General features: G+C 67.6%; 21 protein-coding genes. 19 read left to right on the forward strand and 2 right to left on the reverse strand.

Features of this window, described 5'->3' with window-relative positions; genetic code table 11:
* Nucleotides 1-195 precede the first annotated feature (195 nt).
* The 7 genes from ACJMKX_RS01820 to ACJMKX_RS01850 all read left to right on the forward strand — a co-directional run bounded on the left by ACJMKX_RS01820 (nucleotide 196) and on the right by ACJMKX_RS01850 (nucleotide 6320).
* Nucleotides 196-843: a thermostable hemolysin gene (locus ACJMKX_RS01820; protein WP_405220403.1), complete on the forward strand. Its 648-nt coding sequence runs from the start codon at nucleotides 196-198 to the stop codon at nucleotides 841-843.
* Nucleotides 840-2369, forward strand: coding sequence for an AMP-binding protein (locus ACJMKX_RS01825; protein ID WP_405220405.1), 1530 nt, complete (start codon nucleotides 840-842; stop codon nucleotides 2367-2369). The genes ACJMKX_RS01820 and ACJMKX_RS01825 overlap by 4 nt, the downstream gene beginning before the upstream one ends.
* On the forward strand, nucleotides 2366-3046 hold the full coding sequence (locus ACJMKX_RS01830; protein ID WP_405220407.1) for a TenA family transcriptional regulator: 681 nt from the start codon (nucleotides 2366-2368) through the stop codon (nucleotides 3044-3046). The genes ACJMKX_RS01825 and ACJMKX_RS01830 overlap by 4 nt, the downstream gene beginning before the upstream one ends.
* Nucleotides 3043-3873, forward strand: coding sequence for an SDR family oxidoreductase (locus ACJMKX_RS01835; protein ID WP_405220409.1), 831 nt, complete (start codon nucleotides 3043-3045; stop codon nucleotides 3871-3873). The genes ACJMKX_RS01830 and ACJMKX_RS01835 overlap by 4 nt, the downstream gene beginning before the upstream one ends.
* Nucleotides 3874-3892: 19 nt before the next feature.
* The gene (locus ACJMKX_RS01840) at nucleotides 3893-4561 is read left to right on the forward strand and encodes a tetratricopeptide repeat protein (protein ID WP_405220752.1); all 669 of its coding nucleotides are present in this window, start codon (nucleotides 3893-3895) and stop codon (nucleotides 4559-4561) included.
* Nucleotides 4562-4653: 92 nt separating this feature from the next.
* Nucleotides 4654-6024: a WS/DGAT/MGAT family O-acyltransferase gene (locus tag ACJMKX_RS01845; protein ID WP_405220411.1), complete on the forward strand. Its 1371-nt coding sequence runs from the start codon at nucleotides 4654-4656 to the stop codon at nucleotides 6022-6024.
* Nucleotides 6025-6044: 20 nt separating this feature from the next.
* On the forward strand, nucleotides 6045-6320 hold the full coding sequence (locus ACJMKX_RS01850; protein ID WP_405220413.1) for a polyhydroxyalkanoic acid system family protein: 276 nt from the start codon (nucleotides 6045-6047) through the stop codon (nucleotides 6318-6320).
* Between the two features lie 15 nt (nucleotides 6321-6335).
* Here ACJMKX_RS01850 and ACJMKX_RS01855 read toward each other — a convergent pair whose 3' ends face one another.
* Nucleotides 6336-7592, reverse strand: coding sequence for an FHA domain-containing protein (locus ACJMKX_RS01855; protein WP_405220415.1), 1257 nt, complete (start codon nucleotides 7590-7592; stop codon nucleotides 6336-6338).
* Nucleotides 7593-7925: 333 nt separating this feature from the next.
* Here ACJMKX_RS01855 and ccmA point away from each other — a divergent pair, with 333 nt between their 5' ends.
* The 9 genes from ccmA to ACJMKX_RS01900 are packed head-to-tail and all read left to right on the forward strand — an operon-like array spanning nucleotide 7926 to nucleotide 14813.
* Nucleotides 7926-8567, forward strand: coding sequence for a cytochrome c biogenesis heme-transporting ATPase CcmA (gene ccmA, locus ACJMKX_RS01860; protein ID WP_405220417.1), 642 nt, complete (start codon nucleotides 7926-7928; stop codon nucleotides 8565-8567).
* Nucleotides 8564-9265: a heme exporter protein CcmB gene (gene ccmB / locus ACJMKX_RS01865; protein WP_405220419.1), complete on the forward strand. Its 702-nt coding sequence runs from the start codon at nucleotides 8564-8566 to the stop codon at nucleotides 9263-9265. The genes ccmA and ccmB overlap by 4 nt, the downstream gene beginning before the upstream one ends.
* 33 nt (nucleotides 9266-9298) lie before the next feature.
* Nucleotides 9299-10081, forward strand: a complete 783-nt coding sequence (locus ACJMKX_RS01870; protein ID WP_405220421.1) for a heme ABC transporter permease — start codon at nucleotides 9299-9301, stop codon at nucleotides 10079-10081.
* Nucleotides 10078-10239 (forward strand): heme exporter protein CcmD, encoded by a 162-nt coding sequence (gene ccmD, locus ACJMKX_RS01875; RefSeq protein WP_405220423.1) that lies wholly within the window; start codon nucleotides 10078-10080, stop codon nucleotides 10237-10239. The genes ACJMKX_RS01870 and ccmD overlap by 4 nt, the downstream gene beginning before the upstream one ends.
* Nucleotides 10239-10685 (forward strand): cytochrome c maturation protein CcmE, encoded by a 447-nt coding sequence (gene ccmE / locus ACJMKX_RS01880; protein WP_405220424.1) that lies wholly within the window; start codon nucleotides 10239-10241, stop codon nucleotides 10683-10685. Before ccmD ends, ccmE begins: the two co-directional genes overlap by 1 nt.
* A complete protein-coding gene (locus ACJMKX_RS01885; protein ID WP_405220426.1) occupies nucleotides 10682-12655 on the forward strand; it encodes a heme lyase CcmF/NrfE family subunit in 1974 nt (657 codons plus the stop codon). Before ccmE ends, ACJMKX_RS01885 begins: the two co-directional genes overlap by 4 nt.
* Nucleotides 12652-13215 (forward strand): DsbE family thiol:disulfide interchange protein, encoded by a 564-nt coding sequence (locus ACJMKX_RS01890; RefSeq protein ID WP_405220428.1) that lies wholly within the window; start codon nucleotides 12652-12654, stop codon nucleotides 13213-13215. The genes ACJMKX_RS01885 and ACJMKX_RS01890 overlap by 4 nt, the downstream gene beginning before the upstream one ends.
* On the forward strand, nucleotides 13212-13628 hold the full coding sequence (locus tag ACJMKX_RS01895; protein ID WP_405220430.1) for a cytochrome c-type biogenesis protein: 417 nt from the start codon (nucleotides 13212-13214) through the stop codon (nucleotides 13626-13628). The genes ACJMKX_RS01890 and ACJMKX_RS01895 overlap by 4 nt, the downstream gene beginning before the upstream one ends.
* A 33-nt stretch (nucleotides 13629-13661) precedes the next feature.
* Nucleotides 13662-14813, forward strand: a complete 1152-nt coding sequence (locus ACJMKX_RS01900) for a tetratricopeptide repeat protein (protein ID WP_405220432.1) — start codon at nucleotides 13662-13664, stop codon at nucleotides 14811-14813.
* Nucleotides 14814-14877: 64 nt separating this feature from the next.
* Here ACJMKX_RS01900 and ACJMKX_RS01905 read toward each other — a convergent pair whose 3' ends face one another.
* Nucleotides 14878-15738 (reverse strand): acyl-CoA desaturase, encoded by an 861-nt coding sequence (locus tag ACJMKX_RS01905; protein WP_405220434.1) that lies wholly within the window; start codon nucleotides 15736-15738, stop codon nucleotides 14878-14880.
* 191 nt (nucleotides 15739-15929) lie between these two features.
* On the opposite strand from ACJMKX_RS01905, the gene ACJMKX_RS01910 reads away from it, so the two are divergent.
* The 3 genes from ACJMKX_RS01910 to ACJMKX_RS01920 all read left to right on the forward strand — a co-directional run bounded on the left by ACJMKX_RS01910 (nucleotide 15930) and on the right by ACJMKX_RS01920 (nucleotide 18212).
* The gene (locus tag ACJMKX_RS01910; RefSeq protein WP_405220436.1) at nucleotides 15930-16472 is read left to right on the forward strand and encodes a chalcone isomerase family protein; all 543 of its coding nucleotides are present in this window, start codon (nucleotides 15930-15932) and stop codon (nucleotides 16470-16472) included.
* 97 nt (nucleotides 16473-16569) lie between these two features.
* Nucleotides 16570-17403 (forward strand): sulfite exporter TauE/SafE family protein, encoded by an 834-nt coding sequence (locus ACJMKX_RS01915; protein ID WP_405220754.1) that lies wholly within the window; start codon nucleotides 16570-16572, stop codon nucleotides 17401-17403.
* The gene (locus ACJMKX_RS01920) at nucleotides 17403-18212 is read left to right on the forward strand and encodes a crotonase/enoyl-CoA hydratase family protein (RefSeq protein ID WP_405220756.1); all 810 of its coding nucleotides are present in this window, start codon (nucleotides 17403-17405) and stop codon (nucleotides 18210-18212) included. The genes ACJMKX_RS01915 and ACJMKX_RS01920 overlap by 1 nt, the downstream gene beginning before the upstream one ends.
* Nucleotides 18213-18290: the final 78 nt, after the last annotated feature.

Genomic DNA, 18290 nt, shown 5'->3' on the forward strand with positions numbered 1-18290 from the left:
CTGGATCGGGGACGTCCGGAGCCGAGGCCGCAGTTTACTCCACGCACGAGACCACCGCAGGGCGTTCCGATCGACTGAAAATCCCTGTTGTAACGGCAGGTTGCGAAAATTGCGAAGGATTTGCCTCCGCCCCGGCCTCTAACGGTTCGAGCCGACGGCACGGCGCCGACGGATGCGACTGGCAGAGGAGGCCGCGTGAAAACACAGATTCACCCCGTTACCGACATGCGCAACGGTTTGCCGACGATGGGCGGTGAGCCGCGCCACTCCGGTGTCAGCCTGGATCTGCTCGGCGCTTCCAGCCCCGGCAGGAGCGCACTGGAAGCCGAGATCCGGGACTGCTACGACCATCATTTCGGCGCCCGGGTCGAGGAGTTCATGCCCTGGCTGCTGCGGGTAACCTGCCGGCAAGACGGTGCGCGCGGCGTCATCGGGCTGCGGCCGGCGTCTCGGGAGCGCCTCTACCTCGAGGACTATCTCGCCGTGCCCGTGGAGGAGGCCATCGCGGCCGTCGCCGGCCATCCGGTGCCCCGCACCGCCGTGGTGGAGATCGGCCAACTGGCCGTCGAGAGCCGGCAGGTGGTGGTGCCCCTGTTTCGCGAGCTGGTGCCGTTCCTGCTGCAGCAGGGCTTCGGCTGGGTCTGCTTCACGGCCACCGGCCCGGTACGATCCCTGCTGGCACGGGCCGGTCTTGCCGGCTGCGAGCTTGCGCCCGCCAGAGAGGCCTGCGTGGCGGGTCGCGAGGACACCTGGGGCGACTACTATCGCCACGACCCCCGCGTGATCGTCGGGGACCTGCAGCGGCCGTGCGGATTCCGGTGCACACCGGAGGGGGACGCATGAGCGGGGTGCTGGCCGCGCTGCGCCGTCATGCCGCCGGGCGCCCGCTGGCCGCCGCCGTGGTCTCGGACGGGGGCGTGCTGGGCTATGCCTCTCTGGAGGCGCGCGTGACGGCGCTCGCCTCCCGGTTGCGGGCGGGGCGCATCCGGCGCTGCGCCCTGATAGCGGACAACGGTCCGGACTGGATCGTGGCTGATCTCGCGATGATGGCGGCCGGGATCACGGCCATCCCCGTTCCGCTGTTCTTCACACGGGCACAGCTGGACCATCTGCTGAGCGACGCCGGCGTCGATGCGGTCCTGAGCGCCGGCGCGGACGGCTTGCCCGACGACGGCCATGGTTTCCGCAGGCGGCCGCTTGCCGGCGCGGGCGGCCTCGCACTGCTGCGCCGTTCCATCCGCCGGGACACGGCCCTGAACGGCCGCAATGACGTCGCGAAGGTGACCTATACCTCGGGCAGCACCGGCAGCCCCCGCGGTGTGTGCCTCGGCCGGGACGGTATGGAGGCGGTCGCATCGAGCCTGGCCGCCCGCCTGCAGGGCGCAGGCGTACGACGTCACCTGTGCGTGGTGCCGCTGGCGACCCTGCTCGAGAACATCGCCGGGATCTACGTGCCGCTGCTGCTCGGCGCCGCCATCCACGCACCGTCGCTGGAGCGGGTGGGCCTGACCGGCTCCAGCGGCCTCGACCCGCTGCGCCTGCGCCGCGCGATCGACGAGAGCGGCGCCGAGAGCGTGATTCTTCTGCCGCAGATGCTGGCCGCGCTGAACCGGACGGCCGACCTCGAACCCTGGAACGACTGCCCGCTGCGCTTCGCCGCGGTGGGCGGCGGCCGCGTGGCGCCGGCCGAACTTGAGCAGGCCCACGCACACGGCCTGCCTGCCTACGAGGGGTACGGACTCTCCGAGTGCCATTCCGTGGTGACGCTGAACACGCCCGGCGACAGCCGACCGGGCAGTGCGGGACGGCCACTGCCCCATGCCCGGGTCAGGATTGCCCCCGACGGCGAGATCATGGTGTCAGGCGCGGTGATGCAGGGCTACCTTGCCGTGCCCGGGCACGGCGAGCGCCGGATCGCGACCGGGGAAATTGCCACCGGAGACCTTGGCAGCCTGGACGACCAGGGCTTCCTGCACGTGCAGGGGCGCAAGAAGAACCTGTTCATCACGGCGTTCGGTCGCAATGTGTCGCCCGAGTGGGTGGAGAGCGAACTGGTCCACGAGCCCGCGATCGCACAGGCGCTGGTCTGGGGCGAGGCGCTGCCCTGCAATGCCGCCGTGATCGTGCCGGCGACGTCGGCGGGCGCCGACGGCGTGCAGGCCGCGATCGACGCCGCGAATCGCCGGCTACCCGATTACGCACGCGTGTCCGCATGGCTTCCGGCCGACGCCCCGTTCCGCCCGGACAGCGGCGAGCTGACTGCCAACGGGCGGCTCCGTCGGGACGCACTCATACGGCGCTACGGCGACCGACTGACCGATCTGATCCACGGCGTCACGGCGCCCGACAAGAAGGTGATAAACGCATGACCGACTTTTTCCTGGCCCTGGCCGACGACACCGCCGCCGAGCGCGACTACCTGCTCGGCTCGCCGATCATCCGCGATGCCCTCGAGGGCCGTGTGACCCCGGCGCAATATCGGGCGTTCCTCACCGAGGCCTACCATCACGTCAAATGCACCGTGCCCCTGCTGATGGCCTGCGGCAGCCGTCTTGGCGACGACTACGAGTGGCTGCGGGGTGCCATCGTCCGTTACATCAACGACGAGTACGGCCATCAGGAGTGGATCCTGAATGACATCGCGGCGACCGGCGGCGATCCCGACAGGGTGCGTCAAGGCCAGCCGGGGTTCGCGACGGAGCAGATGGTGAGCTACGCGTGGGACACGATCGGGCGGAGCAATCCGGTGGGCTTTTTCGGCATGGTCTACGTGCTGGAAGGCACCAGCATCGCCATCGCGGGACAGGCCGCGGCCGCCATCGGCCGCAGCCTTGGGCTGCCGCAGAGTGCGTTCTCCTACCTCATCTCCCACGGCGAGGTGGATCAGGAGCACGTGAAGTTCCTGGCCGGCCTTCTGAACCGGCTGGACCGCGACGAGGATCGCCAGGCGGTCCGTTACTGCGCGCGCCGCTTCTTCCTCCTCTATGCCGGGATCTTCCGTTCGCTGCCGAGTGCGGGGAGCGCGGCCGAGAGGGCCGTGGCATGAATCTCACCGGACGACGCGTGCTCCTCACCGGCGCCACGGGCGGCATCGGCGCTGCACTGGCAGGGGAACTCGCCAGAGCCGGAGCCCACCTGCTCCTGAGCGCCCGCGACGCGGCAAGACTCGACGCGCTGGCCGGGCAACTGACGGAGCAGGCCGCGGCAGTCCGGCGCCGGATCGTCGTCCTGACCGAGCCGGGCGACATCACCGACGCGACTGCCAGAGAGCGCCTCGCGCGGCGGGCCCGGGGTTTCGAGGGCGGTATCGACGTACTGATCAACAATGCGGGCGTGAATTCCCTGGCTCGCTTCGACGACCAGAGCGCGGCGGACATCGAGACACTGGTGCAGACGAATCTGCTGGCGCCCATGCTCCTGACGCGGACCCTGCTGCCCCATCTCATGGGACAGCCGAATGCCTGGCTGCTGAACGTCGGCTCGGTACTGGGTTCGATCGGGATGCCCGGCCAGGCGGTCTATTCCACCACCAAATTCGGCCTGCACGGGTTCACCGAGGCGCTGCGCCGGGAGTGTGCCGGGACCGCTCTCGAGGTGCTCTACCTCGCCCCGCGCGCGACCCGCACGGCGATGAACGGCGATGCCGCCTGCCGCATGAACGAGGCACTGGGGGTCGCCATGGACCCTCCCCGGCAGGTGGCCCGGCGGGCGATGGCGTTGCTGGCCGGCTCCCGGCGCGAACGTTTTATCGGCTGGCCGGAGCGCCTGTTCGTGAAAGTGAATGCGGTCGCGCCGCGCCTGGTCGACGGTGCGCTCGGCAAGCAGAGACCGGTGGTGGAGGCCTACCTCCGTCCACGTACCCACAGCCAATGAGGTGAACGAGATGATACGAATGATTCGCAGCCGGGCGACTGCCCGGATCATGCTGGCCGGCGCGATGCTGGCTTTCGCCCTGACGGGCGCGGGCCTGGCCCGGGCGGCGGACATGGAGCAGGACCTGCGGGAGATCCAGCAACGCTGGGCCGAGGCCAATTATCGGCTGGACGGAGGCGAGCAGAAGGACGCGTTCGAGGCCCTCGCGGAGGACGCCGCCGCGCTGGTCGCGGCCTATCCGGACCGGGCCGAGCCCCTCGTATGGCAGGGCATCGTGCTCAGCACCTACGCCGGGGTGAAAGGCCCCTTCGGTGCCATGGGACTCGCGAAGAAGTCCCGGGCTGCGCTGCATGCTGCGGAGAAACTGGATCCGACCGTTCTGCAGGGCTCCGTCTATACCAGTCTCGGTGCGTTGTACTACAAGGTACCGGGCGGCTTCATCGGCTTCGGCGACAACGACCGGGCGAGGGAATACCTGGAGAAAGCCATTGCCATGAACCCGGACGGAATCGACCCGAACTATTTCTACGGCGAATTCCTGTACGAAGAGAAGGACTACGAGGCGGCACGGCGGGCGCTGGAGCACGCGCTGGAGGCGCCGGCCCGGCCCGACCGCACACTCGCCGACCAGGGCCGGCGCGAGGAGATCCGGGAGCTGCTCGCCAGGGTCGAGGAGAAGGCGGGCTGAAGCTGGCGCTTTCCGTGACGGCAACGTGACGGGGCAGGGATCGCGCGTTATCCTCGACGCCGGTTGAACAGAGTTCCGGCGCCGAGGTGGCCATGTCGCAGCTGTCACTCCTCGACTACATGCTGCTTTTGCTCGAGACCAAGGACAGCCCGCGGCACGTGGGCGGTCTGCAGGTCTTCGAGCCGCCGCCCGATGCGCCGGAGGACTTCGTGCGCGGCCTGGTGGCGGACATGCTGGCCAGCGAGCCGGTGGAACCATTTAACCAGAAGCTGAAAGTTCCACTGGCCGGGCGTCCGCGCTGGGTAGTCGATCCGGACATGGACCTGGCCGACCACATCTTCCACGAGGCGCTGCCGTCGCCGGGCCGGGAACAGGACCTGCTGGACCGGGTGGCACAGCTGCATGGCCGCCTGCTCGACCGTAACGCCCCGCTGTGGGAAGTCTACGTGATCGAGGGGCTCGAGGGCGGCCGCTTCGGTGTCTACGCCAAGATCCACCACGCCTACATGGACGGCATCAGCATGTCCCGGCGTTCGATGGCGAGCCTGTCGAAGACACCCGACGAGGACGTGGCGCCCATGTGGGCCAACGCCGAGCACAGCCGCGAGCACGAGGCGGTGCGCAAGGGCATCGTCGAGACGCTGTTCGGCTCGGCGAAGAGCTTCGGCCGCCTGGCCATGGTCGGGCCCCAGCTGAGTCAGCTGGCATTGCGGCACGGCTGGCGGCTTCTCGGCGGTGGCGACGATCTGCCCGTCCCCTTTACCGCGCCGCGCACGGCCTTCAATCAACCGCTGACCGCCGCCCGCGCCTTCGGCGTCTGCAGCGTGCCGCTCGACCGGGTGAGGGCCCTGGCGAAAGCGCAGGGCGTGACCGTGAACGACGTGATCCTTGCGCTCTGCGACACGGCACTCAGGGGCTATCTCGGCCAGCGTGACGAGCATCCCGACAAGCCCCTGGTGGCGCAGATGCCGATCTCGGTGCGCAGCGACCGGGGCGGTAGCGGCAACCAGGTGACCATCGCGCTGCTCGAGCTGGCCTCCGGCGAATCCGATCCGCTGGCCCGGCTGCAGGAGATCCACGAGCATGCCGGCAGCGTCAAGCACGAGTATGCGGAGATGGGGATCGAGGCCGCCGAGGCCTACACCATCCTCGTGCAGACGCTGATGCAGATCGGCGATCTGGCGCACCTGTCCGAGCGTTTCCCGCCGCTGGGCAATGTGCTGGTGTCCAACGTCATCGGCGGCACCGAGCCGCGCTACATCCGCGGTGCGCGGCTGACGGCCAGCTATCCCATCTCCACGATCCCGCCCGGCATGTCCATGAACGTGACCATCTACAGCTACGCCGGCAATCTCCATTTCGGCCTGCTGACCGGCCGCCGGGCTCTCCCGGACCCCGAGCGTATCGCGGAGGGCATCGCAGCCGCCTTCGATGAACTCGAGAGCGCCGCGGTCCGCTCCTGAGCCATCGCGCGCTCGGAACCATGCCCAGCATACGCATACGGCGCAGACACCGGCTCAGCCACGACGAGGCCGTCGCTGCCGTCAATCGCATCGCCAACGAACTGGCTGCGGAATACGGTGTGCGGATTCGCTGGCAGGACGACAGACTCAGTTTCGAGCGGCCCGCCCTCAGCGGCCATATCGACGTGCACGAGGAAGACATCGTGATCGACGCGTCGGTGGGGCTGTCGCTGATGTTCTTCCGTCAGGACATCGAGCGCGAGATCGACCGCCTCATCGAGGCGGAATTCCGTTGATCGGCGGAGGAGTGCTCAGCCGGCCTTGTCGCCGGCGGTTCCGGTCTCGTTCGCATCCTGCAGCACAGTGTCGTCGCCGGCGGCGTCTACGGCGAACAGATGGCGCACTTCCTGCAGGCTGCGCATGATCGCGGTGTCGGCGAGCCCCGGTTCCTCGGCGTCGTCCCCGTAACGGGCGGCCGGATTCAGGTACTTCACCCGGTGATTGCCGATGGAGATCACGTCGTCGTGTTGCAACGCCTTCTGCGAGACCCGCCGCGAGTTCACGTAGGTGCCGTTCATGCTCTTCAGATCGGCGATCCAGGCGCGCCCGTCTTCCACCACGACGAGCGCATGGTGTCGGCTCACGTAGCGGCTCGGCAGGGCGACGTCGTTATGGGCGTCACGGCCGATCAGGACCCGGCCCGCCGGCCAGTGCCGGTCGCTGACGACCTCGCCGTCCCGCGATACCACGAGCCGGGTGGGCGCCTGGGGCCGGATTGCATCCGTCGGCTCGCCGGCCAGCGCCGGTTCCGGCAGACGTTCGTCGAGCCCGAGCGCCTCGCGCACCTCTTGCGTATCCGCCGGCAGTCGTCCGCCGAGGAGCACATCCATTGTCAGGGACTCGATCTCGCCCGGCAGTCCGCCGCTGGCGCGCCAGAGGAGGGCGATCGCCCCATCCGTGAGATACTCGGTGTGCGAGCCGGCGCCCGCCGCGCGCAGATGCCGCACGATGTAATCGTCGGTCTCGATCAGATCGAGGGGACGGAGACGGCAGCCGGCGGTGATCCGCTCGCGCACGGGCCCCATGGCGGGTGCCCGGATGATCTGCTCTAGGCGATCGTCGCAGCAGAGGACCAGCCTGGCAGCGGCCTCGTTCGCCGCGGTGATCTGGACGAGCCGGCATATCTCCTCCAGCGCCGACGGGTGCATCCCGCTGACGTTGACGAAGCCGAGGAATACGGGCTGGCCGGCGTGGCACTGGTGGATCAGGAACACCCGCAGCATGCTGGACAGATCGTCGGGCGCGACGGTATCGAGTTCGTAACCGATCTCACTAAGCACTGTCCGCAACAGCGCGAGCCGGTCCATTCCGTTACCATCCACGACCACTGCGGAGACGTCCTCGCGCCGGAGCCGGGATGCGAACTGCTCCAGCACGGTCCTGCGGCCGCTTCCGGCCAGGCCGTTGATCGTGCCGAGCCCCTTCGGATCGCGGTAGACTTCGTGCATCATCGCGATGGCGTCGCGCATGGGAGGTGTTTCGATATAGACGGGGGAGATTCCGTCCATGCCGAATGGCTCATGCTCGAGGCCAGGTATGCGACTTTTCATTCGAAGCCTTGTTAGCCTTGGAAACCGATGCTGCCGTCTTTGTTGTTGGTCGGATGACGTCGTCTACGGACTCCTGCCCGCCGCAGCGGGCCGTTCAGTCTACGACAGACGCCGAACTTATGTAAATGCTCTGGCAAGCGGTATACACGCGCAGGATGACATTTTGGTTGCCCGCTTAAGAATCAAAGTTAATAAACCTCGATAAGATGTTGATATTTAATTTTTCTTGTGGCCGAACAACCAGCGGCCATCGAGCTCCTTCAGGTTTCTCCCGCCACCGGGAGGCTGCCCGTGGCTGAACTCGGCGCCCCCCATCTGAAGGCTCACGGGCTCACCCTGTTCCGCGGCGACCGCTGCCTGTTCAAGCGGCTGGACCTGGAGGTGGGTCCCGGTGAGGCCCTGCACGTGGTCGGCCCCAACGGCAGCGGCAAGACTACGTTGTTGCGCACGCTCGCCGGGCTCACGCTCGCCGAGGACGGTCAGGTGTACTGGTGCAGTCACCGCATCGAGAGCGTGCGGCAGGAGTATGCGCAGGACCTCGCCTGGTGCGGGCACCGGCCGGCCCTGAAAGACGACCTGACGCTGCGTGAGAACCTGTCGATGCACCGGCGGCTGCGCTTCGGCCGCGACGAGTCCGCCGTCGCCCGGGTGATGGACAAGCTGCAGATCGGCCGCCTGTCCGAAATACAGGCAGGGCGGCTCTCGGCGGGGCAGCGCCGACGCGCCTCCCTGGCCAACCTGTTGCTGAGCGAGGCCCGTCTGTGGCTGATGGACGAGCCTCTGACCAACCTGGACGTGGCGGGCAAGGCCCTGGTGAAGCAGCTGATCTCGGAACACGTGATCGGCGGCGGTGTCTGTGTTCTGGTGGCCCACGAAGCGGTCGAGGTCGAGCGGGTCGAGCTTGCGCAACTCGAACTCGGGAGGAAGTCATGACGGCGCATAGCCGACCCGAGCCGGCGGGACTCTGGAACGTCTGGCTGACGATCGTCGCCCGGGAACTCCGACTGGCCTTCCGGCGGCCCGGCGACATGGCCACCCCGCTCATCTTCTTCTCAATCGTGGTAAGCCTGTTCCCGTTGGCGGTCAGCCCGGACAAACAGCTCCTGATGAAGTTCGGGCCGGGCGTATTGTGGGTGGCGGCGCTGCTCGCCTCGCTGATGTCGCTCGGCTCGCTGTTCCGGCAGGACCGGGAAGACGGCACGCTGGAGCAGCTGCTGCTCTCGGGTCAGCCTGTGTCTGTTCTTGTCCTCGGAAAAATCGCGGCGCAGTGGCTTGTGACCGGGCTGCCCCTCGTGATCATATCGCCGATAGCCGGCGTCGCCTTCTTCATACCGGAGGAGTCGCTCCCGATTCTTGCGGGCTCGCTCGTGCTGGGCACGCTGAGTCTCAGCCTGATCGGCTCGGTGGGAGCCGCCCTGACGGTGGGGCTGCGCCAGGCCAATTCGCTCCTGAGTCTGTTGGTGCTGCCGCTGGTGATGCCCGTATTGATTTTTGGTGCGAGAGCCGTGAGTCTCTCGGCTGACGGAGAGACGACGGGGGGATCGCTCTACCTTCTCGCGGCACTCACCATGCTGACGATGACATTTTCACCCTTCGCGGCTTCGGCGGCACTGAGGATCAGCGCCGACTGAGGCGCATCGGCAGAGAGGAGCAGGACAGGACTCATGTGGACTTGGTTTCATAAGCTGGGCTCGCCGCCCCACTTCTACCGCATCGCCGGCAAGCTCGCGCCATGGTTCGGCGTGCTGGCCGCCATCGCCCTGATCGCCGGCACCTTCAAGGGCCTGGTGCTGGCACCTGCCGATTATCAGCAGGGTGACGGCTTCCGCATCATCTACGTGCACGTACCGTCCGCCTACCTCTCGCTCATGGCCTATGTGGTCATGGCCACCGGCGCGGCCATCGGCCTGATCTGGCGAATGAAGCTCGCGCATGCGGTGGCGGCGGCGTGCGCGCCGATCGGCGCATCGTTCACTTTCCTGGCGCTCGCGACCGGTTCCATATGGGGCCGGCCGATGTGGGGCACCTGGTGGGAGTGGGGCGACGCCCGGCTCACCTCCGAGCTGATACTCCTGTTCCTCTATCTCGGCTACATGGCCCTGCGGGCCTCGATCGACGACACCAACAAGGCCGACCGGGCCAGTGCTGTGCTGGCGATCGTGGGCGTGATAAACGTGCCGATCATCCACTACTCGGTCGAGTGGTGGAGTTCCCTGCACCAGGGCGCCACGCTGGCCAAGTTCGACCAGCCGTCGATCACCGGCAACATGCTGACGCCGCTCCTGATCATGATCATCGGCTTCACGCTGTTCTTCGCCGCGGTGCTCCTGACCCGTGCCCGGGCGGAGGTGCTCGAGCGCGAGCGCCATTCCCGCTGGGTCAAGCGTGAACTTCTCGGCGATAATGCGGTCGGGGAAAGTATCCCGGCAGGGGAGTTGCAGAGATGACCGAATTCCTGGCCATGGGCGGTTACGGCGGGTACGTATGGAGTTCCTTCGCCTTAACCGCAATCATTCTCGTTTTTAACGTGACCGCGGCAAGACGTCGCCACGCAGCCGCCAGGCTGAACGTGGCCCGCAGAATCCAAGCAATGGAGGACGACTGATGACCCCTCGCCGACAGCGGATGCTGGCCGTTGGGCTGGCCGTGACCGGGCTCGCTATCGCCACGGCCCTGAGCCTGACCGCCTTCCGGGAGAACATGATGTTCTACATCGAGCTCGACCAGGTGGCCGCGGGCAACGTGCCCGAGACACGGACCTACCGGGTCGGTGGCATGGTGCAGGAAGGCACCATCGAACGGGCCTCGGGCAGCATGGACGTGGAGTTCACCATCACCGATTACCAGAACTCCCTCGGCGTGCGCTACAACGGCGTGCTGCCGGATCTGTTCCGCGAGGGCCAGGGCGTGATCGCGCACGGACGCGTCGGGGAAGACGGCGTCTTCCAGGCGGACAAGATCCTGGCGAAGCATGACGAGAACTACATGCCGCCAGAGGTCGCCGATTCGCTGAAGCGCAGCGGCCACTTCCCGGAGCGGACGAAGCCATGATCCCCGAAATAGGACAATTCGCACTCATCCTGGCCCTGACGCTCGCGCTGGTCCAGGGCGTCGTGCCGCTGGTCGGCGCGCAGCTCGGCAAGACGCAATGGACGGCGGTCGCCCGCCCGGCTGCGGCGGCGCAGTTCGGCTTCATGGGGGTCTCCTTCCTGTGCCTCACGTGGGCTTTCATACAGAACGACTTCTCGGTTCTGTACGTCGCCAACAACTCGAACTCCATGCTGCCGATCGGTTACCGCATCGCCGCGGTATGGGGTGCCCACGAGGGTTCGCTGCTGCTGTGGACCCTGGCGATGGCGGCCTGGACCGTTGCCGTGGCCTATTCGTCGCGCCACATGCCGCAACGCTTCGGCGCCCGGGTCATCGGCGTGATGGGTCTGCTCAGCGTCGGCTTCTACGCCTTTACGCTGTTTACCTCGAATCCGTTCGAGCGGCTGGTGCCGGCGGCCCCCGACGGCGCGGACCTCAATCCGCTGCTGCAGGATCCGGCACTGGTCATCCATCCCCCGATGCTCTACATCGGCTACGTCGGCTTCGCGGTGGCATTCGCCTTCGCCGTGGCGGCCATGCTGGAAGGAAAACTCGATCGGGACTGGGCGCGCTGGACGCGGCCCTGGACGACCGCCGCCTGGATGTTCCTCACCATCGGCATCGCGCTGGGCAGCTGGTGGGCCTACTACGAACTCGGCTGGGGCGGCTGGTGGTTCTGGGATCCGGTGGAGAACGCCTCGTTCATGCCCTGGCTCGTCGGCACGGCCCTGATTCACTCGCTGGCGGTCACGGAGAAACGCGGCCTGTTCAAGAGCTGGACGCTGCTGCTTGCGATCACCGCATTCTCGCTCAGCCTGCTCGGCACGTTCCTCGTGCGCTCCGGTGTGCTGGTCTCCGTGCACGCATTCGCCAGTGACCCCACTCGCGGCGCCTTCATCCTGGCTTTCCTCGCAATCGTGGTGGGCTCGGCGCTCGCGTTATACGCCTGGCGGGCACCGAAGATGGATTCCGACGCCGGCTTCAAGCCCCTGTCGCGGGAGACCTTCCTGCTCCTGAACAACGTGCTGCTGGTGATCACGGCCACGCTGGTGCTGCTGGGTACGCTCTATCCCCTGTTCCTCGACGGTCTCGGCCTCGGCAAGATCTCGGTTGGCCCGCCGTTCTTCGACCTGGCGTTCATCATCCCGATGCTGCCGCTGGCATTGCTGATAGGCATCGGCATGAGCACGGCCTGGCGCAGCGGCGACAAGATGGCCATCTGGCGTCAGGTGCGCCTGCCGCTGGCTATCGCCGTGCCGCTGGCCATCCTGGTGCCCTGGCTGATCTACGGCCGCGTCACGCCGCTGATCTTCACCGGCATGCTGGCGGCGTTCTTCGTGAGCTTTACCGCTGTCTGGGACCCGCTGATGCGCTTGTTCGGCAAGCGTTCCGGGCCCCGGCAGTCGCGGGCCGTCACGGGCATGCAGCTCGCCCATCTGGGCGTCGGTATGTTCGTCATCGGCGTCACGGCCGTGATGTCCTACGGCCAGGAAGTCGACATGCGGGCGAGTCCGGGCGAGACCATCCAGGTGGCCGGTTACGACTTCACGATGCGCGGACTGCGCGAGGTGGAGGGCCCCAACTACGACGCCATGGAAGCGGAATTCGAGGTGCGCCGTGACGGCGAACTCGTCACCGTGCTCACCCCCCAGAAGCGGGTGTACCGGGTGCGCCAGAGCCCCATGACCGAGGCGAGTATCGACGCCGGTTGGGACCGGGACCTGTTCGTCGCGCTGGGCGACTCACTCGGCAACGGCGCCTGGAGCGTTCGCATTCAGTACAAGCCCCTGATCCGCTGGATCTGGTTCGGCTGTGGCGTGATGGCGCTCGGCGGCATCGTGGCGATGTCCGACCGGCGTTACCGGGTGCCGGCCGCCGAGCGGCGCGCCATGGAGGCCGGTACGGCCGCGGAGGGCAGGGCGGCGACATGATTCGCTACATACTGCCCATTGCCGTATTCCTGGGGCTGCTGATCGCCCTGATGGCGGGTCTCGGCAAGGACCCGGGCGAATTGCCGTCGCCGCTCATCGGGCGGGATTCGCCGACCTTCACCCTGCCGGAACTCAGCAACCCGGAGGAGACCGTATCCGACACGGACATCCGCGGCGAGGTGGCGCTGGTCAACGTCTGGGCGAGCTGGTGCGTAGCCTGCCGTCAGGAGCATAATTTCCTGATGGCCCTTGCGCGTTCCGGTACCATTCCTATCTACGGGCTGAACTGGCGGGACGAGCGGCCGGCCGCACTGCGCTGGCTGCGCGATCTGGGCAACCCGTATACGGCCAACGCCTTCGACGGTGACGGCCGGGTGGGCATCGACTGGGGAGTCTACGGCGCGCCGGAGACTTTCCTGCTCGACCAGGAGGGGCGCGTGATCTACAAGCACGTGAGTCCGTTGACACCAAAGGTGTGGCGCGAGGAATTCGAGCCACGGATCGCCGAGGCGAGGAAATCCGAGATCGGAACATCCGAGGCCAGGAAATCAGGTTCGTGAAATTGCTGAAAACAGGTTGGTTGGCGCTCCTCATGGCGCTGACGGTGTCGGCTTTCGCCATCGACAAAGGTCCGGCGTTCGAGGATCCGGCCACCCAGGCCCGCTACGAGGAGCTCATCGACGAGATCCGCTGCGCCACCTGCCAGAATCAGTCCATCAAGGACTCGAACGCGATGCTCGCCGAAGATCTCCGTCGGGAGATCCGCGAGATGATCTCCGAGGGCAAGTCGAACGAGGAGATCTTGCTCTTCCTGACTGACCGCTACGGCGAGTTCGTGCTGTACCGGCCGCCGTTCGACCAGCGCACGGCCTTGCTGTGGGGCGCTCCCGTCCTGCTGCTGCTCATTGCCGCATTCGTGCTGCTCCGGGTGATCCGGCGGCGAACCAACCTTCCCATCGACGATGAAAGCTAGACAGAGCGGCCGGTGCCCCGGCCCGGTGAACTTATGACAACGACGATCTTCTGGGCGATAGCCGGCCTCATGGCGCTGGCGGCGGCAGCTCCCCTTTACCTGGCGCTGCGCAAAGGTAGCCAGGCTACCGAGAACGGTGAGAGCAGCGAGAGCAGCTCCGGCGGCTTCGCGGCTTTCATCGCCGTGCTCTTTCTGGGTGCCTCGGTGGGCACCTACGTCTACCTCAGTGATTACGATTTCGACAGCGTACTCACCTCGGCGGGCACGAACGACAATCCGCATGCGAGCGACGCGCAGGATGCCATCGCCGAGCTGGCCGCGAGCCTGGAGGAGAATCCGGACGACGTCGAAGGCTGGAAGTTCCTGGGCCGCAGCTATCGGGCGCAGGAGCGATACCGGGAAGCGGCACGGGCCTTCGAGCGGGCCTACGAACTGGCCGACGACGATCCGGTGGTGATGCTCGATCTTGGCGAGTCGATCCTGTTTGCCGACAGCACGGCCATCACGGGACGGGCGGGTCAGCTGTTCGAGAACGCGCTGCAGCTGGCGCCGAACAACGCCCGTGCGCTCTGGTATGCGGGTCTGGCGGCGGCGAACCGGGGCGAGCGGCTGCTCGCGGCGGACCGCTGGGAGCAGATACTGGATACCGCGCCGCCGGATGACGTGCGGCAGATACTCGAGAGCAATATCCGCGAGCTGCGCGCCGCCGCAGGTGCCGGAGAGGGCGATGCCGGCGCGCCGATGGCGGCCGCGGCAGAGATGCCGTCACAGGAATCAGCGCCTGCCGCGGCCCCGGAGCCGGAGCCCGAGGCGCCGGCCCCTGCCCCGGAGGCGGCGCCCGGCACGGTACCGCTGCAGGTGACGTTGAGCCCGGAACTCGCCGCCCAGGCACCGGCTGATGCGGTACTGTTCATCTTTGCGCGCACGCCGGGGGTCGGCGGGCCGCCGATTGCTGCCGTCCGCCGCCGCGCCGGCGATCTGCCCCTGTCCATCACGCTCAGCGACGCCAACGCGATGATGGCGGGACGGCAGATCTCCACTCAGGAGGAAGTCGAGCTGGTGGCCCGGGTGGCGAAAGGCGGTTCGATCAGCGAGACCGCGGGCGATCTGATCGGCGCGACGACCTATCGCATGGACAGCGGGGAGACGGCTCGGCTCGTGATCGATCAGGTCGTCGGCCGCTAGGGCATTCTCCCGCCTGTCGTCAACTTTTCGTCAGTTGAACGGCCGCACATCGCCGGCCGCCTCATCAGCCGGCCGTGGCGCGGGCGCGCTCGAGCATGCGCCGCCGCGGTAGCCTGAGATCGGTCACCAGGTCGAACTTCTCCATCGCCCGCAGGAGCATCCAGGTCAGGTCGAACTGCCACCATTCGAGCCCGTGGCGGGCCGAGTAGGCGAACTTGTGGTGGTTGTTGTGCCAGCCCTCGCCCAGCGCCAGCACCGCCACCAGCCAGTTGTTGGTGCTGGTATCGGCCGCATCGAACGGGCGGCTGCCCCAGAGGTGGCAGACCGAATTCACCATGAACGTGGCGTGCCACAGGGCGACAGTGGTGATGAACCAGCCCCAGACGAGCATCTGCAGCCCCGAGGTATTCAGGCCGAGCGCGGCCAGCCCTTCGCCCAGGGCAAAGATGGCGGCACCCTGACCGAGCACGATCCAGGCGTAGTGCTGCTGCAGGAACTTCAGCTCGGGCACGCGGTAGAGATCTCTGGCATTGGCGCCGTTCTCGCGGAAGCTCTCGGCGGACAGCATCCAGCCCATGTGCGAGCGCCAGAAGCCCTGGGTGCGGGGCGAGTGGATATCCCGGTCCGTCTCCGTGTAGCGGTGGTGGCTGCGGTGGTGGGCCACCCACCAGAGCGGGCCGCCCTGGGTGGCGAGACTACCCGCGAATGCCAGCAGGAACTGCACCGTCCGGCCGGCGCGGAACGACCGGTGCGCCAGCAGTCGGTGATAACCGGCCGTGACGCCGAAACCGCGCACCAGATAGAGGATCAGCGCCACCGTCAGTGCGGCCGGACTCACGCCGGTCCAGAACGCGCCCAGGCAGCCGAGGTGAAAGATGCCCATGCCGACCAGTACGACACGGGCCTGCGTCTGCGCAGCCGTCAATATTCTCTCCTCAGCCTCTGTTTGCGCCAGTCCGGCGAGGCGGTTGCATCCGCCGTGGCCGCCCTGTCGAAACCCCGTACAGGAGCGGCATGGTACCGCATGGTTTCGAGGAGACCGGCACTATGGATGCAATCGGGCGGATTCCGGCGGCGGCGCGTGGAGTCAGTTGGGCGGCATGGGCGCGACACCGCGTGCGCCTGAGCGCAATCACGACGGTGGCGGCTACGGCGATGGCATTGGCCGCCGCCGGTCCGGCGTCAGCCGATGCAGACGCGTCGGACGGGCCGGCCGCAGACGGTCTCGAGGTGGTCGGGCAGGGCGAGTACAGTTGGTTCGGCCTGCGCGTCTATCATGCTTCCTTCGCGACCGAGACCGGCCGCTTCAGTGACTGGACCGACACCGAGCGGGCTCGTTTCGAGATCTACTACCACCGCGACGTGAGGGCCTCGAAGCTGATCAATATCGCCCGGGAGGAGTGGGGTCGCCTGGGCGTGGACGCGCCGCCGCGGTGGTTCGGCTGGTTACGCCAGTTGCTGCCGGACGTCCGGGAAGGCGATACCCTGTCCTGTCTGGTACTGCCGGACGAGCGTACTGTCTTCTATCACAACGGCGAGAAGACCGGCGAGGTGGCGGAGCCGGAGTTCGGGCCCGCCTTCCTGTCCATCTGGCTGCACCCGGAGGCCAGATCAGCGGACCTCAGACGCGCGTTGCTGGGAGAGTCCGGGCGCAGCTGACGGCGTGGCGCCGGCGCATACCGCGCTTTCAATGAAGCCCGGCCTCGGGCATCCTCCGTGACTCTCGCGCACAGCCCGACGGAGTCCCGTGGAGGCGATGGACACGATGGCCGCAATGGGCCCCGAGCTTCTGACACTCGCATTGCCCGTGCTCGCCGCCGGCATCGTCGCCGGTTTCCTGGCCGGGCTGCTGGGCATCGGCGGCGGCATCATCATCGTTCCGGCGCTGCTGGTCGCCCTCGCGGCCACGGACACCGCTGACGCGGTGACCATGCACGTCGCCGTGGCGACCTCGCTGGCCACGATCATCCCGACATCCCTGTCCTCGAGCCGGGCACACTGGCAGCGGGGATCGGTCGACCTCGAACTGGCACGCCGCTGGGCCCCCGCCGTCTTCGTGGGTGCCTGCGCGGGCGTGCTCATCGCCGATCGGCTGCACAGCGACACGCTGACGGCTATCTTCGCCGTCATGGCCGTCATATTCGGGGTGAAGATGTGGCTGCCGCTGGACGACGTGGTGCTGCGGGACGAGGTGCCTCGCGGCACCACCGCACTCTCCCTGCCGTTCTCCATCGGCGCCTTGTCGACGCTGATGGGAATCGGCGGCGGTACCTTCGGCGTCACCGCCCTGAACCTGTTCAACCAGCCGATCCACAGGGCCGTGGGCACCGCGGCCCTGCTCGGATTCGTGATCAGCCTGCCCGCCAGCGTGGGCTACGTGCTGGCCGGCTGGGACGAGCCGGGCCGGCCGCCGTTCAGCCTGGGTTATGTCAACCTGTTGGCGGTGGCGCTCATCATCCCGGCGACCATCCTGATGGCGCCGCTGGGCGCGGCAGTCGCGCACAGGCTCAGCCGGCGCTGGCTCAGCCGGCTGTTCGGGGTGTTCCTGGTCGTCACCGGAATTCGACTCGGCATGGAGGTATGGCCGTAATGACAGAGAACGCGAACGTCCTGGTGGAGCGAGAGGGCTACGTCACGCTGGTGACCCTGAATCGTCCCGCCCACCGCAATGCCGTCGACCGGGATACCGCAGCCGCATTGTTGGCCGCTCTCGAGGCCTTCGAACGCGATGCGGAGGCACGAGTGGCCGTGCTGGCCGGGGCCGGCGGGTCCTTCTGCGCCGGCGCCGATCTGAAGGCGTTCGCCTCGGGCGACGGCAACCGGGTGGCTGCGGACGGACCGGGGCCCATGGGGCCGACCCGCCTGCAGCTCACGAAACCGGTGATCGCCGCGGTGGAAGGCCATGCGGTCGCCGGAGGGCTGGAACTCGCGCTCTGGTGCGACCTGCGGGTGGCGAGCCGTGACGCGGTCTTCGGCGTCTTCTGCCGGCGCTTCGGCGTCCCTCTCATCGACGGTGGCACGGTGCGCCTGCCGCGCCTGATCGGCCAGAGCCGGGCGCTGGACATGATCCTCACCGGACGCGGTGTCGGCGGGGAGGAAGCGGCGGATTTCGGGCTGGCGAATCGGCTGGTCGAGTCGGGGCAGGCCGTCACCGAGGCGATGGCGCTTGCGCGGGAGATCGGGGCGGCACCCCAGACCTGTCTCAGGAACGACCGCCTGAGCGCGCTGCGGCAATGGAGCCTGGAGGAAGACGGCGCTATGGCGCTGGAGTTCGCCCTCGGCCGCGCTACCCTGGACAGCGGCGAGAGCGCGGCAGGCGCCCGGCGTTTTTCCGCCGGCGCCGGGCGCCACGGTGGCACGGCCGGCGCCGCGCCGGATTCCGATACCGGAGCCGATTGACAGGCGTCAACGCCGACGGTCGCGTTCGCTGACCGTCTGGAGTCGTCCTGCGCGGGGCCGGGCCGGGTCGCCGTCGTG

It is taken from the genome of Lentisalinibacter sediminis (genome assembly GCF_040706615.1).
GTDB lineage: Bacteria > Pseudomonadota > Gammaproteobacteria > Steroidobacterales > Woeseiaceae > Lentisalinibacter > Lentisalinibacter sediminis.

Bases quoted from the DNA above. Each gene is read 5' to 3' on its own strand.
- ACJMKX_RS01825 (WP_405220405.1), top strand. From the start codon at position 840: ATGAGCGGGGTGCTGGCCGCGCTGCGCCGTCATGCCGCCGGGCGCCCG.
- ACJMKX_RS01830 (WP_405220407.1), top strand. From the start codon at position 2,366: ATGACCGACTTTTTCCTGGCCCTGGCCGACGACACCGCCGCCGAGCGC.
- ACJMKX_RS01835 (WP_405220409.1), top strand. From the start codon at position 3,043: ATGAATCTCACCGGACGACGCGTGCTCCTCACCGGCGCCACGGGCGGC.
- ACJMKX_RS01840 (WP_405220752.1), top strand. From the start codon at position 3,893: ATGATTCGCAGCCGGGCGACTGCCCGGATCATGCTGGCCGGCGCGATG.
- ACJMKX_RS01845 (WP_405220411.1), top strand. From the start codon at position 4,654: ATGTCGCAGCTGTCACTCCTCGACTACATGCTGCTTTTGCTCGAGACC.
- ACJMKX_RS01850 (WP_405220413.1), top strand. From the start codon at position 6,045: ATGCCCAGCATACGCATACGGCGCAGACACCGGCTCAGCCACGACGAG.
- ACJMKX_RS01855 (WP_405220415.1), bottom strand. From the start codon at position 7,592: ATGGACGGAATCTCCCCCGTCTATATCGAAACACCTCCCATGCGCGAC.
- ccmB (WP_405220419.1), top strand. From the start codon at position 8,564: ATGACGGCGCATAGCCGACCCGAGCCGGCGGGACTCTGGAACGTCTGG.
- ACJMKX_RS01870 (WP_405220421.1), top strand. From the start codon at position 9,299: ATGTGGACTTGGTTTCATAAGCTGGGCTCGCCGCCCCACTTCTACCGC.
- ccmD (WP_405220423.1), top strand. From the start codon at position 10,078: ATGACCGAATTCCTGGCCATGGGCGGTTACGGCGGGTACGTATGGAGT.
- ccmE (WP_405220424.1), top strand. From the start codon at position 10,239: ATGACCCCTCGCCGACAGCGGATGCTGGCCGTTGGGCTGGCCGTGACC.
- ACJMKX_RS01885 (WP_405220426.1), top strand. From the start codon at position 10,682: ATGATCCCCGAAATAGGACAATTCGCACTCATCCTGGCCCTGACGCTC.
- ACJMKX_RS01890 (WP_405220428.1), top strand. From the start codon at position 12,652: ATGATTCGCTACATACTGCCCATTGCCGTATTCCTGGGGCTGCTGATC.
- ACJMKX_RS01900 (WP_405220432.1), top strand. From the start codon at position 13,662: ATGACAACGACGATCTTCTGGGCGATAGCCGGCCTCATGGCGCTGGCG.
- ACJMKX_RS01915 (WP_405220754.1), top strand. From the start codon at position 16,570: ATGGACACGATGGCCGCAATGGGCCCCGAGCTTCTGACACTCGCATTG.
- ACJMKX_RS01920 (WP_405220756.1), top strand. From the start codon at position 17,403: ATGACAGAGAACGCGAACGTCCTGGTGGAGCGAGAGGGCTACGTCACG.